General features: G+C 50.3%; 13 protein-coding genes. 1 reads left to right on the top strand and 12 read right to left on the bottom strand.

The window, feature by feature from the left end; translation table 11 throughout:
• Positions 1-125 precede the first annotated feature (125 nt).
• The 10 genes from QZQ08_RS09205 to QZQ08_RS09160 form a co-directional block, all read right to left on the bottom strand.
• Positions 126-575, bottom strand: coding sequence for a GatB/YqeY domain-containing protein (locus tag QZQ08_RS09205; RefSeq protein ID WP_296331196.1), 450 nt, complete (start codon positions 573-575; stop codon positions 126-128).
• A 20-nt stretch (positions 576-595) separates the two neighbouring features.
• Positions 596-772, bottom strand: coding sequence for a 30S ribosomal protein S21 (rpsU, locus tag QZQ08_RS09200; RefSeq protein ID WP_009015923.1), 177 nt, complete (start codon positions 770-772; stop codon positions 596-598).
• Positions 773-866: 94 nt separating this feature from the next.
• Entirely contained in the window at positions 867-1,202 is a 336-nt protein-coding gene (locus tag QZQ08_RS09195; RefSeq protein WP_296331192.1) for a histidine triad nucleotide-binding protein, read from the bottom strand.
• 59 nt (positions 1,203-1,261) lie between these two features.
• Complete coding sequence (gene mtaB / locus QZQ08_RS09190; protein ID WP_296331189.1) at positions 1,262-2,569, bottom strand: tRNA (N(6)-L-threonylcarbamoyladenosine(37)-C(2))-methylthiotransferase MtaB; 1,308 nt, start codon at positions 2,567-2,569, stop codon at positions 1,262-1,264.
• Positions 2,570-2,571: 2 nt separating this feature from the next.
• Positions 2,572-3,315: a 16S rRNA (uracil(1498)-N(3))-methyltransferase gene (locus QZQ08_RS09185; RefSeq protein WP_296331186.1), complete on the bottom strand. Its 744-nt coding sequence runs from the start codon at positions 3,313-3,315 to the stop codon at positions 2,572-2,574.
• Positions 3,308-4,249: a 50S ribosomal protein L11 methyltransferase gene (prmA, locus tag QZQ08_RS09180; RefSeq protein ID WP_296331184.1), complete on the bottom strand. Its 942-nt coding sequence runs from the start codon at positions 4,247-4,249 to the stop codon at positions 3,308-3,310. The genes QZQ08_RS09185 and prmA overlap by 8 nt, the downstream gene beginning before the upstream one ends.
• An 81-nt stretch (positions 4,250-4,330) precedes the next feature.
• Positions 4,331-4,624, bottom strand: a complete 294-nt coding sequence (locus QZQ08_RS09175) for a hypothetical protein (RefSeq protein WP_296331181.1) — start codon at positions 4,622-4,624, stop codon at positions 4,331-4,333.
• A 10-nt stretch (positions 4,625-4,634) separates the two neighbouring features.
• Positions 4,635-6,080: a TrkH family potassium uptake protein gene (locus QZQ08_RS09170; protein WP_296331177.1), complete on the bottom strand. Its 1,446-nt coding sequence runs from the start codon at positions 6,078-6,080 to the stop codon at positions 4,635-4,637.
• 12 nt (positions 6,081-6,092) lie between these two features.
• Positions 6,093-7,451 (bottom strand): Trk system potassium transporter TrkA, encoded by a 1,359-nt coding sequence (trkA, locus tag QZQ08_RS09165; RefSeq protein WP_296331175.1) that lies wholly within the window; start codon positions 7,449-7,451, stop codon positions 6,093-6,095.
• 84 nt (positions 7,452-7,535) lie between these two features.
• A complete protein-coding gene (locus QZQ08_RS09160; protein WP_296331172.1) occupies positions 7,536-8,051 on the bottom strand; it encodes a hypothetical protein in 516 nt (171 codons plus the stop codon).
• Between the two features lie 135 nt (positions 8,052-8,186).
• Between QZQ08_RS09160 and QZQ08_RS09155 the strand changes: the two genes are divergently transcribed.
• The gene (locus tag QZQ08_RS09155; RefSeq protein WP_296331169.1) at positions 8,187-9,305 is read left to right on the top strand and encodes an acyltransferase; all 1,119 of its coding nucleotides are present in this window, start codon (positions 8,187-8,189) and stop codon (positions 9,303-9,305) included.
• 44 nt (positions 9,306-9,349) lie between these two features.
• Here QZQ08_RS09155 and QZQ08_RS09150 read toward each other — a convergent pair whose 3' ends face one another.
• Positions 9,350-10,276: an AEC family transporter gene (locus tag QZQ08_RS09150; protein WP_296331166.1), complete on the bottom strand. Its 927-nt coding sequence runs from the start codon at positions 10,274-10,276 to the stop codon at positions 9,350-9,352.
• Positions 10,277-10,442: 166 nt separating this feature from the next.
• A complete protein-coding gene (pyk, locus tag QZQ08_RS09145) occupies positions 10,443-12,191 on the bottom strand; it encodes a pyruvate kinase (protein ID WP_296331163.1) in 1,749 nt (582 codons plus the stop codon).
• Between the last annotated feature and the right edge of the window lie 423 nt (positions 12,192-12,614).

Genomic DNA, 12,614 nt, shown 5'->3' with positions numbered 1-12,614 from the left:
GAAAAAGGACACGCACTGTCCTCAGTGCATGTCCTCTCCAGGAGTGCATAGATACGTTAGCGCCCCAAAATTTGACAAAGAACAACAAAAAACTCCGAATAGGCTCACCTATTCGGAGTTTCATACTATTTGAGCAATTCCTTGACGAGGGCACTGACGCGCGAACCAGCTGCGCGGCCTTGGGTCTGGGCAAGCACCCGGCCCATGACCTTTCCCATGTCCTTCATGGACTTGGCGCTGGTCGTGGCAATGACATCTTGAATCACTTTTTTCAGTTCCTCATCACTGAGCGGTTCGGGGAGATACTTCTTAAGGATCTCGATTTCCTCTTCGTTCTTAGCGACAAGGTCAGGACGATTGGCATCCTTGATTTCCTTGATGGTGTCTTCGCGCTGCTTGACTTCTTTCATCAAAACAGCCATGACGGCATCATCCGTAAGTTCGGTCTTTTCATCAATCTCTTTGTTCCGGACAGCAGCCCAGACCATGCGCAGGACGGAAAGGCGTTCTTTACCGCTTTCCCGCTCTTTCATGGCGGTCTTCATATCCGTCTGCAAGAGTTCTCGTAAAGACATCACTAAAGCCCCCAAACGAATTATCTGGATTTGCGTTTTCTGGCAGCTTCAGACTTCTTTTTGCGTTTTACGCTGGGCTTCTCATAGTGTTCGCGTTTTCTCACTTCGGAGAGGACGCCGGCCTTCTGAGTCGCACGCTTAAAACGACGAAGCGCACTGTCAATGGATTCAGTTTTGCCAACTCTGATCTCAGTCATCTATATCCCTCCCTCCACGATCTCTTTCGGGAAGTGTAATTTAACATTAACACTCGGATATTATACCGTAAAAGAAGGGTTCCTGTCAACGATTTTAGAGCTTCGGCCATCCCAGTTCTTTACCGCCCAAGATATGAAAGTGCAAATGAGGAACCGTTTGACCGCCTTCAGCGCCTGTGTTGACAATGAGACGGAAGCCTTTTTCAGCTATTCCAAGTTTTTTTGTCACTTCCGGCAGAATCTTCTTTACATGGGCCACCAGTTCCGTCGGCGCCGTAACAATGTTCTCCGTGTGTTTCTTGGGAATGATGAGAACATGGACCGGTGCAATGGGACTTAGGTCATTGATGGCAATGACCTTGTCATCCTCATAGACGCGGGGGCTAGGGATTTCACCGGAAACAATTTTACAAAATACACAATCACTCATAAAAGCACCTCTTTCTCTTAACAGGCGACGCTTGAAGGCGTCTCCTTCATAACTGACTGTCAGCAGGACCTGGCAAGGACACCATCTTCAAAAAGGCCGGTTACAGCAACGGTCGTAAGGGTTCCCGTAAGATCTTCCTCAGATTCAAGATAGACTCGGACATAATTGGGTGTGAGTCCTTCCCAGAGGCCGTTTCTGCCTTTTTGTTCCCATAAGACGGAATACTGGTGCCCGATGAGCGTCTTTCGGAAGGCTTCATTTCCCTTGCGGTCCACTTCTTCCAAGCGATGGACGCGGTCTTCTTTATCCTTGTTGGAAAGCTGGTCCTTTCGTTCTGCCGCCGGCGTTCCCTTACGTTTGGAATAAGGGAAGATATGGATCTTGGCAAATCCGCAGGCCTCGGCAAAGGTCAGGGTTTCGGCAAAATCAGCTTCCGTTTCCCCTGGGAATCCGACAATGATATCCGTCGTAATGGCCACATCCGGGACAGCTGCGCGGATCCTTTCAATGAGTTCCTTGAAGCGGGCCGTGTCATAAGGCCGGTTCATTGCCTTTAGGGTCTTGTTGCAGCCAGATTGAAGAGGCAAATGAAGATGGCAGCAAAAACGCGAATCTTCCTGCATAAGCTGAAGAAGCTCCGGCTGGACTTCCACCGATTCCAAGGAGCCTAAGCGCAGGCGGCGCAGGGCCGGTACAGAAAGGGCAGCGCTAACGGCATCGGAGAGACGCTCGCCATTTGCTGTCTCCTTTCCATAACAGCCAAGATGGATACCAAGGAGAACGACTTCCTTATACCCTTCTTCTGTAAGGCGCTCCACTTCGCGGCGGATACTTGATAGCGGTCGGGAACGCAGATGGCCTCTTGCATAGGGGATGATGCAGTACGAACAATACTGGTCGCATCCTTCCTGAATCTTTAAGAAGGCCCGGTCACGGCTGTCATCGACAGAAGCTGCAAGATCTTCAAATTCACTGCCTACAGGCAGGTCAAGGACATCATTGACGGGCGCCGCATCGCGCTCACCGAGGCGCTCTTCCACAAGCTCAACGATGCGGGCCCGGTCACGGTTGCCGACAAGCAGGTCCACGCCCTCAAGGGCCGCGACTTCTTCCGGCGCCGTCTGGGGATAACACCCTGTAACGACGATGAGCGGTTTGGGATCACGTTTGATGGTGCGGCGGATCATGCGCCGGGATTTCCCCTGCCCCATATTGGTTACGACGCAGGTATTGATGAGACAAATATCACTAACTTCTCCAAAAGGAACGATCTCATAGCCAGCTTCACGGAAAAGTTTTTCCATGGAAGCCGTATCGGACTGGTTCACTTTGCAGCCCAGAGTATAAAAACTGATGCTGTGCTTCACACTTAACCTCCCAGGTTTCCGGTTTCGTATTGGATGGCCGCAAGGGCCGCAAGGGCCGCGGTTTCCGTGCGCAGGATGCGTGGTCCTAGGCTGACAGACTGCCAGTCATGGGCAAAGGCAAGATCAAATTCGTCCCCTGAAATGCCGCCTTCAGGCCCAATGAGAAGGGCAATGGATTTTGCATCACGAGTCTGTTGAAGGGCCCTGCGCAGACTGCCTTCTTCCTCGACTTCGTAGGCCATGAGCTTTAGGTCCGCTTCACAGGAAGTCAGGGCAAGCTTTGCCGGCAGAGGGGCCTTGATAACAGGTACGATATCCCGCTTGCTTTGCTTGGCCGCTGCCTCAGCAATCTTTTGCCAGCGCTCCAGCTTTTTGGCAGCTTTTCCCTCATCAAGGCGAACGACGCAGTGGGCCATACTGACAGGTTGGATCTCCGAGACCCCCAATTCGATGGCTTTTTGGATGATCCATTCCATCTTGTCCTGCTTGGGAAGCCCCTGATAGAGGGTGACCCTCACTGTCGGTTCGTGGTTTTCTTCAAGGATCCGTACGGTTTCAAGGGTGACGGCCTCTTTGGAAAAGGCCGTAATTTTCATAACGGCCGCAATCTGGTCAAGGCTTACGATTTGAACCTCGTCCCCTACTTTCATGCGCAGGACATGGCCCATGTGATGGGCATCCTGGCCTGTCACTTCCAGGGTATCGGCAAAGGGTTTGCCTAAAAAGAAACGGTACACGTCAGGCATCCTTTCTCATGGTGATTGCGGTCCAACCGGCACGGTTTTTAACATCAAGGACGGTGAACCCATTTTGCCGAGCCGCTTTTTCCACGTCGCAAAGGCGCTCCTTGATGACGCCCGAGGCGAGGAAGAGCCCGCCTTGACGGAGCTTTTTGAATGCATCGGGAAGGAGCGTGATGATGATGTCAGCAATGATGTTCGCCACAATGAGATCGGCCTTTTCATCGGCATCATCGAGGAGGTTGCCCTTTTTGACCGTAATCCGGTTGGAAAGGTGATTTTTGGCGATATTTTCCTTGGCCACTTCCACGGCCTTGCCGTCGATATCGATGGCATGGATGGAACGGGCACCCATAAGTGCGGCCGTCATGGCAAGGATCCCGCTTCCTGTACCGACGTCATACACATCGATATTGGGCGTGACCAGCTCCTCAAGACGTTCGATACACATCCTCGTTGTAGCATGCGTTCCCGTGCCAAAGGCCATGCCGGGATCAAGTTCGATGACTTTTTCCTCTGCCGTTGGGGTATAGCTTTCCCAATCAGGTTTGATGACAATCTGACTGCCGATTTTCGTCGTATAGAAATACTGCTTCCATTCATTGGCCCAATCTTTTTCGCTCACCTTACGGAAGCGGAGCTGACCTACCTGGAAGCTGCCAATTCTCTTTTCAATCCCTGATAGACCTTCCTTAATAGCGGAAAGCCGTCCGGACAGTTCTTCATCTTCGGGATAATAAGCAGAAACAGTCACAATCTCCGTTTCTTCCGGCATGGGAAGGTCACACAGTTCCCACGTTGTATGTTCCTTGAGCTCCTTAAGGAGCAGGGGGTCGTCTATTTCAACTCCGTTACGGGCGCCGGCTTCACAAAAAAGATTGGCTGTCGCCTCGACGGCTTCACGGGTTACACTGATGCTGACTTGCTGCCAAGTATCCATTTGCTTCATCCTTTCTTTGTTATCAGCTCATTATACCACAGGTAGGGCACTCCGTCATACAGCCGAAAAAAGACCAGGCCCTCAGTCCTGGTCTTTTTTTCGGTCCCGATTATACCACGCGTTTACTTTTTGGCTGTAATATTCGGCTTCTTTTTTACGGCGCCACGCGTCTCGTTCATCGCAAATAGCAAGCATTTCATCGGCAATGTCCTCGGCCGAAGCCGGCTGATTATGGGCGACATAAAGGGCCAGACGGCGGATGCTTTTTTCAGAGCCCAAATTTGCCGCAAGCAGGTGACCAAATTCAGCAGGGTGACCCAGCAAGACAACTTCTTTGATCAGACGCTGCGTCCAATATTCCACTTCATTTGTCATATGAGGCTCCCTAGCATTTGCTGGACCAAGTCCGCGGGTAGAAAAGCAGCAGCATGGGGAGCAGTTCCAAACGGCCGGCAAGCATATCAAAGATCAGCACCAATTTGGAAAAGTCGCCATAGACGCCGAAGTTACGGCTTGGACCCACTTCCGCAAGTCCCGGTCCGATATTGTTGAGGGTCGCCGCAACAGCTGTGAAGTTGGTCGTAAAACTAAAGTTTTCAAGACTGATGGCAAGCACGGAAAGGCCAAAGACGAAGAAATAACTCGTCAAATAGACATAAAGGGAACTGAGGACCTTACGGTCCACGGTCTTCTTGTCCATCCTGACACACTGTACACCATGAGGGTGAATGATCTGGCGCAGTTCCTGCTTGATACTCTTCATGACAAGGACAACGCGGCTGACTTTGACACCGCCCCCTGTTGACCCGGCACAGGCGCCGATGATCATGAGCATGACAAGGATGGTTTTTGAAAAGCTTGGCCACAGGTCAAAGTCCACCGTTGAAAAACCCGTCGTCGTAATGATGCTGCCGACTTGAAAGTAGGCAACGCGCAGGGCTTCCTCAAAATTGCCGTACCGCGGCTCGATCTGCCAAGTAATGGCAAGACCGGCACAAAAGATGATGGCAAGATACGCCCCCACTTCTTCCAGATGGAAGGCTTCATAGAAATTCTTCGTCAAGAACAGGTAATAGAAGCTAAAATTGACACCAAAGGCAATCATAAAGATGGTGATGATCCACTGCTGGAAGGGCGTATACTCGGCGCAGCTGCTGTTGAGAACCCCAAAGCCGCCCGTTCCCGCTGTGCCAAAGGTGATGCACAGGTTGTGGAACCAGTTCATCCCAGAAAAAGCCAGGATGGCGATCATGAGAAGGGTCATGCCAAGATAGATGCGGTAAAGAACGATGGCCGTGTTCTTGACACGGGGCACGAACTTTGATACATCAGGACCGGGGCTTTCCGCTTTCATGAGATTGATCTGCGTTCCGCCGCTGCCTGCGGGAATCATCATGAGAATAAAGACCAGGACGCCCATCCCGCCAATCCAATGGGAAAAGCTCCGCCAAAACAGGCTCGTATGGGAGAGCGCCTCCACATTGGCCAATATGGAAGAGCCCGTCGTTGTAAAGCCTGACACGATTTCAAAAAGGGCATCAAGAAAACCTGGGATCTCACCGGTAATAACAAAGGGAATCGCCCCATAAAGGGAAAGGACCACCCAGGAAAGCCCGACGGATACAAAGCCTTCGCGCTGATAGATGGCAGGATTGGCAATCTTTTTGCGGGAAAGGAGCCAGCCTGCCGCCATGGCCCCGACGCCCAGGGCAAGATAGACCAGGTCCTGCCACTCTCCATAAATCAGGGCAATAAGGCAGGGAAGCAGCATTAAGAGGCCTTCCGTACGAAGGACCCAGGAAAGGATCCTTCCAATCACAGCATAATTCATGGCCTCACCCCATTATTTCAAAATATTATAAATATCGTGGAACCCGATATGGGTTGTTACAACAATGACCGTATCCCCAATCCGGAATTCATCCTGACCGCCTGGGATAATGAGCTTGCCGCTGCGCAGGATTCCGGCAATGATGACGCCGTCCTTGATTTTCATATCGACGAGCTTCTGCCCTGTTACCAGGGAATCCTTATCAATGAAAAATTCCATGGCTTCGACGCGCCCATTCATAAGGCGATAGAGGGTCTCTACATTGGACTCCATGCTGTTGCCGGCAGCCCGGACATACTGCACGATCTTTTGGGCCGTAATCTCCTTTGGATTGATGACGCTGTCCAGATGGAGATTATCCAAAAGTTCTCCAAAATCGACATGGTTCAGCTTTGTGACGACCTTTTTCTTCACGCGGTTCATGACGTAAAGGGAAAGGATAGCGTTAACTTCGTCGATGCCGGTACAGGCCACAAAACCGTCCATATTTTCCAAATGTTCCTCGTCAAGCAGCTGACGGTCCGTCCCGTCCCCACAGTCGACGGTCACATTGGGCAGGGCATCCACAAGTTCTTCGCAGCGTTTCATATCCTTTTCGATGATGGTCACGCGGATATCCCGGCTGGAAAGAAGCTTAGCCAAATAATAACTCGTAGCCCCACCGCCAACGATCATGACGTTTTCCGCTTTATTCGTCTTGACCCCGATTTTGCGGAAAAATTCCTCTACTTCGCTGGGCATAGCCATAATGGTAAGAATATCACCGCTCATGATGACCGTGTCCCCATTAGGAACAATGATCTCGCTGTTGCGTTCAATGATGCAGATAAGCAGATTATTGGTTGTCAGCTGGGCCAGCTGCTTTAAGGAAATCCCAATGAGCATGGACCGCTGGGGAACGCGGAAGCGCAGCATATCGATGCGGTCCTTGGCAAAGCTGAAAATATCGATTGCCGTAGGAAAATTAAGGAGCCGCGTTATTTCCTTGGCGGCTTCCAGTTCCGGATTGATGGTCATGGAAAGGTTCAGACCCTTTTGCAGGAAATGGCTTTCCTCCGAATAATGCGGACTCCGCACACGGGCAATGGTGTGACAGCCGCTGTTATTGAGTTTGGCAATGACGCAGGTCAAAAGATTGACTTCATCACTTTCCGTCACGGCAATGAGCATGTCCGCATGCTTAAGATCGGCCTGCCGCAGGACATTGAAACTCGAACCATTGCCCACGATACCCATTACATCGTAGTTGGTTGAAATATGGTGGATAAGGTCCGCATTGGTATCAATGACAGTCACATTATTGTTTTCCTTGATAAGCTGCGTGACGATATTGCATCCCACCTTACCGCAGCCGACAACGATAATTTGCATTTTGTACTCCCCCACAACAAATCTAAAAGCATATCAACCTATTATATAACGGGCCTTTCTAAAAAGCCATATGATTGTATCATTTCATACACTTTCTTTTCCTGAAAGACGCCGATCCATCAGTTCGAAAAAGAGGCAGCCTAAAAAGGAGGTCGCCCACTGCAAGCCTCCATAGATCAGAAGGAACCGCCAAACAAGTTGGGGCCCGATCTGAAAGAGGGTGCTCACGGCAAAAAAGGCTGCTGTCATGCAGGACGCTTTAAGAAGCGGTGCCACCAAGATGCGCAGGCACGCGCGCTGCGATGCTTTACAGAAAAAAGCATAGGCCGCATTTGAGAAAAAGACCACAGGAATCATGATGGGAAGGGTAAGGTGACCTTGCATGAAGGCTACCGCAGGCAGGGCCGCGCTCATGGCCCACAGTACGGCAGGCGCCGTAAAGCGCGCCGCAAGGACCAAAGACAGGTTGACAAGGCTCCCAATGATGAGCGTCATCACAAAAGGCGGCAAAGGGAGCAAAAGACGCAGCTGCTGCACCATAAGGGCAAAGGCCAAAAAAAAGGCCCCCCGCGCAAAGGCCCGCATCGTATGATGATTCATTTGGGTCCCTCCTTTCTTATTTTTCATTGTATCAATCTAGAGTTCATCTGACCAGTTGATTTTTCCGATAGCCTTTTCCCGTAGGGTATATTATAATTGATAAGTTAAGGAAACACCGTTTAGAGGAGCTCTTTCATGAAAAAACGAAACATTATCTTTGACCATCTACGCGCCCTTTCCATGCTGGGCGTCGTCGCCATCCATGTCGGTGACCTTGTCATGCAGTCCGGTACACCGTGGAACTGGCTCTATCTTTTGTGTGAAGTCCTGAGCCGCTACAGCGTGCCCACCTTCTTTTTCATCTCCGGCTACGGCCTTTTTTATTCCCATCCCTTGGAAAAATCCTTGGATTATGGGGCCTTTATCAAGAAGAGATTCAAGAGCATTGGGATTCCCTATGTAGTGACAAGCCTCTTTTATATGGGTGTCGCAAGTCTCATGGCCCGAAACCTTGCCATGTGGCATCCTAAATACGTACTTTTTACCCTCTTTTTTGGGCTGGGAAATTATCACATCTATTTTCTCGTCATCCTCATGTGGTTCTATCTGCTCTTTCCCTTATGGCGAAGCCTCATGAAAAAAATGGAAGCCATGGGCCTTTGCTCCAGCCTATCCATTCTGTTCATCTTGGAGCTTTTCCTATACCGCGGCAGTGCCCACTTCTGGGCCTATCCGCAATGGGTTGTCGATACGCCCTTGCTTTACGACCTGCTCCAATACAGGCTGAACTATTTTCCCTTCTTCTATCTCTTTGTCTTTATGATGGGCGGCGTCATTGCCCGTCATTATGAGGCCTTCCTTACCTTCATCAGAAAATGGAAAAAAGTCCTGGGTGCGTCCTTTGTGCTTTCTGCAGGCTGCAACACGCTGATTTTCTACCGTTGGATCCTCATCCATCACATGCCCCTTGAAGATACGACAAATGCCCTGCAGCAGCTTTCCACACCGGGCCTTACCTATACAGTCATCTTCATCCTCTTTGCCAGTGCCGTATTGGACCGCTATCCCGAAGGGAAACTGCCCCTTTTGGAAAAGGTATCGGATCGTTCCTTTTATATCTACCTCATCCATCCCTTCTTTCTCGACCAATTAAGCTACTGGATTGATCGGGCCATTGTTCCCTTTAACCGGTTCCCCATGCCCGTCTTTTATGTACTCCTTATTACCGTCTCCTATGTTGCAGCCGGTCTTTTGAAGCGCCTCATCCCGCCCCTTAAAAGAAGCCTTCTTACGCATCTACCCTATAAGGCATAAAAAATCTCCCAGCAAATTCCACCGGATTTGTTGGGAGTTCTTTTTTACAGGAAAAGGGCCAGGAAAGGCACCGTCACAAGACTTGTCACAGTCGAGATAAAGACGCAGGCAGAAGCAAATTCAGCATTGGCCCCATATTTTGCAGCAAGAATGGCCGTCGTAGATCCAATGGGCATCCCCGTAAGGATGGCTGCAACCGCCGTCAGAAGGGGATCAAGGTGAAGGCCGCGAAGGATCAAAAGGAGCACCAACGGCATAAAAAGCTGACGGATAGCGGATAGGAGCAGGGCCTTACCCGATAGGAGGCTCTTTAACGGGATCTCTGCCAAAATCATCCCCACAATGATCATGGCAAGGGGCGTCGTACATTCACCCAAGGCGTGGATTGCACTAACGGCAACAGGCGGCAGATTAGGTTCAAAGAGCATCCGCAGAAACCCCAGTTCCACGGCAATGATACCCGGGTTGAGCATGACCATCTTGATGCGCTCCCAGCGCGGTGCCGTCGTAAAAAGGCTGATGCCCGCACTCCACATGAGGATCCTTGTGGGGATGATGTAGATGCTGGCATAAAAAAGACCGTCCAGCCCATAGCTATTTTCAATAACCGGCAGACCGGCAAATCCGGAGTTACTGACAAGCGTCCCATAGCGCATAATGGGAATCTCATCTTTTTTGCAGAACCGAAAGGCCACGCTACTGATGACAAGGGAAAAGACTTCCACAGAAGAAGCAATAAACAGGCTCAGGAACCCTTTTTGCAGCGTCTCGACAGTGAGTGCAATCTGGAAGGATTCAAAGATCATGCACGGCAGTGTCACAAGAATCACAAATTCCGTAAAAGCGTCCCGCGCCTCTGCTTTGAGGATTCCCCCCTTACGCAGTCCATAGCCAATGGCCATATAGATAAAAAGCAGCATCTGGATGGAGAGCATCTGCCAAAAGCCTTCCATATCTTCACCTTCCCCCATTTTCTTTCTATTGTAGCAGATTGAACCCCAAGAAAACGGGACAATCATCTATTGCCGCCATCTTAAATTCACGAAAGAGCCTTAATATTGTTAAGAATAGAAAAGCGCCACGGGGAAAACCCGTGACGCTGATTGTAAAGTTTTTTAGGTCCATCAATCCGAGTGTTTATTTGACGTTGATCTTCCCGGCATAGACCGTGCCGGACTCTACGTCAAGGGTCACCACATCGCCATCTTCCAGTTCCTTCATGGCTCCAGCGGCCCCAACAATTACAGGAATCCCAAAATTGATGCCCACAATGGCGGCAGGCGAAGTAAAGCCGCCTTCTTCCGCAATGATACCCGCTGATTGGGCCGCTTTGGCGCCCATTTCATTTTCAAGGGCGGCACAGACAAGAATGGAGCCTTTTTTGATTTTATCGACATCACTGCAATGCTCTACGCGGACCACTTCGCCCGTAACGGATTTACGGCCAATGCCCTGCCCTTTGACGACAATTTCACCGACATTGACAACCTGGATGAGGTTCGTGCTTCCTACTTTCCCTACGTTCTTACCAGCCGTAACGATGACCGAATCCCCTTTCCGGACAAGACCTGCATTTCTGGCTTCGTTGACGGCAAGGTCAATGAGGGCGTCCGTGTTGGGTTTATTGAGCCCCTTAAGGGGAACGACACCCCAATAAAGCGCCATGCGGCGCAGGCTCTCTTCTTTCGGAGAAACACCGACCACCATGGCATGGGGACGATACTTAGCAACCATGCGGGCCGTGTATCCAGATTCCGTAATGGACAGGATCACGTTGGCATCAAGTTCCTGAGCAATCTGCACGGTGGCATGGGAAATGGCATCCGTCATCTGGACCTGTGCACCAATACCCTTATGTTTAAAGACATTCACATAGTCAAGGGAAGCCTCCGTCCGTTTGGCAATCCGGCTCATAGTTTCCACCGCTTCGACAGGATAGGCACCGGAAGCAGTTTCACCGCTCAGCATGATGGCATCGGTCCCATCATAGATGGCATTTGCCACATCACTTGCCTCAGCACGTGTGGCATGATAATTCGTGATCATGCTCTCAAGCATCTGTGTTGCCGTGACGGCAGGTTTACCGGCGGCATTACATTTTGCGATGATCTGCTTTTGGACAACAGGGACATCTTCCATAGGAATCTCGACACCCAAATCACCGCGGGCGACCATGACGCCGTCGACAACTTTCAGGATTTCATCAATGTTATCGACGCCTTCCTGGTTTTCAATCTTGGCAATGATGCCCATATTGGAGCCGAGGCTCTCCAGAAGGCGGCGAATCTGCATGGCATCATCGGCGCTGCGTACAAAAGAAGCCGCAATATAGTCCATTCCCGCATTTGCCGCAAAGGTAATGTCGGCCACATCCGCTTCCGACATAAAGGGCAGCTTTAAGATGGCCCCTGGCACAGCAACACGCTTACGGGAAGAAATTTCCCCGCCGTTGGTGACTGTTGTACGGATTTCAGTTGCCGTCGTTGATTCTACACGAAGGGTCAGTTTCCCATCATTCAGGAGGATCGTATCGCCCTTTTTCACTTCTTGGGGCAGACCGCTGTAGTTTACATGGGCTTTTTCCGCCGTACCCTCGCAGGCTTCCGAGGTCAGCATAAAGGCGTCCCCTTCCTTCAGTGTCACCTTATCTCCTTTAAATAAGCCCAGGCGCATTTCCGGTCCTTTGGTATCGCCGATAAAACCAATGACACGGCCTGTTTCGGCAATGGCTTCCTTCAACAGGGCCAACCGTTTGGCACATTCCTCATGGGAGCCATGGGAAAAGTTGAAGCGAGCCAAATCCATGCCGTTTTCAATCATCTTGACAAGGATCTCTTTTCTGTCCGTTGCCGGACCCAAAGTACAGATAATCTTCGTTTTTTTCATGATAAGAACTCCTTTATCTTGACCTTTCTTCCCACTGGGGAGGGTCTTTGGTTTTGTTTTCAACCGTTCCTGCAAAAAAAGCAGGAGAGCCAGGAAATGAAGCCTATCTCCCGCTATTGGCGATGCCTACGGATGCCATTTAGGAGTAAGAAAAAATTCCATCCAGAAGAAGATTGGTACGGAGCCAATCCAGAAAAAGGGTTGGAACCTTCCTCGAAGCCATCCGTCAAGTGATATCTCCTGAAACTGACTAGCTTCATTGTACTACAAAGAAAGTAGCGGGGCAAATCCCTTTGACAAGAAAAGGACGATTTCTTTACCTTCTTTTTACGAGGAAAAATGAAATAACTATCCACCCGCATAGCGGGTGGTTTTTCATTTTCGGGCATAGCCCTCATATTACTGGCGACGTACAAGTACGTT

The organism is uncultured Acidaminococcus sp., from assembly GCA_900538365.1.
Classification (GTDB): domain Bacteria; phylum Bacillota; class Negativicutes; order Acidaminococcales; family Acidaminococcaceae; genus Acidaminococcus.
Note: the sequence above shows the minus strand (reverse complement) of the source record. Positions and strands in the feature narration are given on the sequence as shown.

Coding starts and splice junctions, on each gene's coding strand:
- QZQ08_RS09205 (WP_296331196.1), bottom strand. CDS start 575: ATGTCTTTACGAGAACTCTTGCAGACGGATATGAAGACCGCCATGAAA.
- rpsU (WP_009015923.1), bottom strand. CDS start 772: ATGACTGAGATCAGAGTTGGCAAAACTGAATCCATTGACAGTGCGCTT.
- QZQ08_RS09195 (WP_296331192.1), bottom strand. CDS start 1,202: ATGAGTGATTGTGTATTTTGTAAAATTGTTTCCGGTGAAATCCCTAGC.
- QZQ08_RS09185 (WP_296331186.1), bottom strand. CDS start 3,315: ATGCCTGACGTGTACCGTTTCTTTTTAGGCAAACCCTTTGCCGATACC.
- prmA (WP_296331184.1), bottom strand. CDS start 4,249: ATGGATACTTGGCAGCAAGTCAGCATCAGTGTAACCCGTGAAGCCGTC.
- QZQ08_RS09175 (WP_296331181.1), bottom strand. CDS start 4,624: ATGACAAATGAAGTGGAATATTGGACGCAGCGTCTGATCAAAGAAGTT.
- QZQ08_RS09170 (WP_296331177.1), bottom strand. CDS start 6,080: ATGAATTATGCTGTGATTGGAAGGATCCTTTCCTGGGTCCTTCGTACG.
- trkA (WP_296331175.1), bottom strand. CDS start 7,451: ATGCAAATTATCGTTGTCGGCTGCGGTAAGGTGGGATGCAATATCGTC.
- QZQ08_RS09160 (WP_296331172.1), bottom strand. CDS start 8,051: ATGAATCATCATACGATGCGGGCCTTTGCGCGGGGGGCCTTTTTTTTG.
- QZQ08_RS09155 (WP_296331169.1), top strand. CDS start 8,187: ATGAAAAAACGAAACATTATCTTTGACCATCTACGCGCCCTTTCCATG.
- QZQ08_RS09150 (WP_296331166.1), bottom strand. CDS start 10,276: ATGGGGGAAGGTGAAGATATGGAAGGCTTTTGGCAGATGCTCTCCATC.
- pyk (WP_296331163.1), bottom strand. CDS start 12,191: ATGAAAAAAACGAAGATTATCTGTACTTTGGGTCCGGCAACGGACAGA.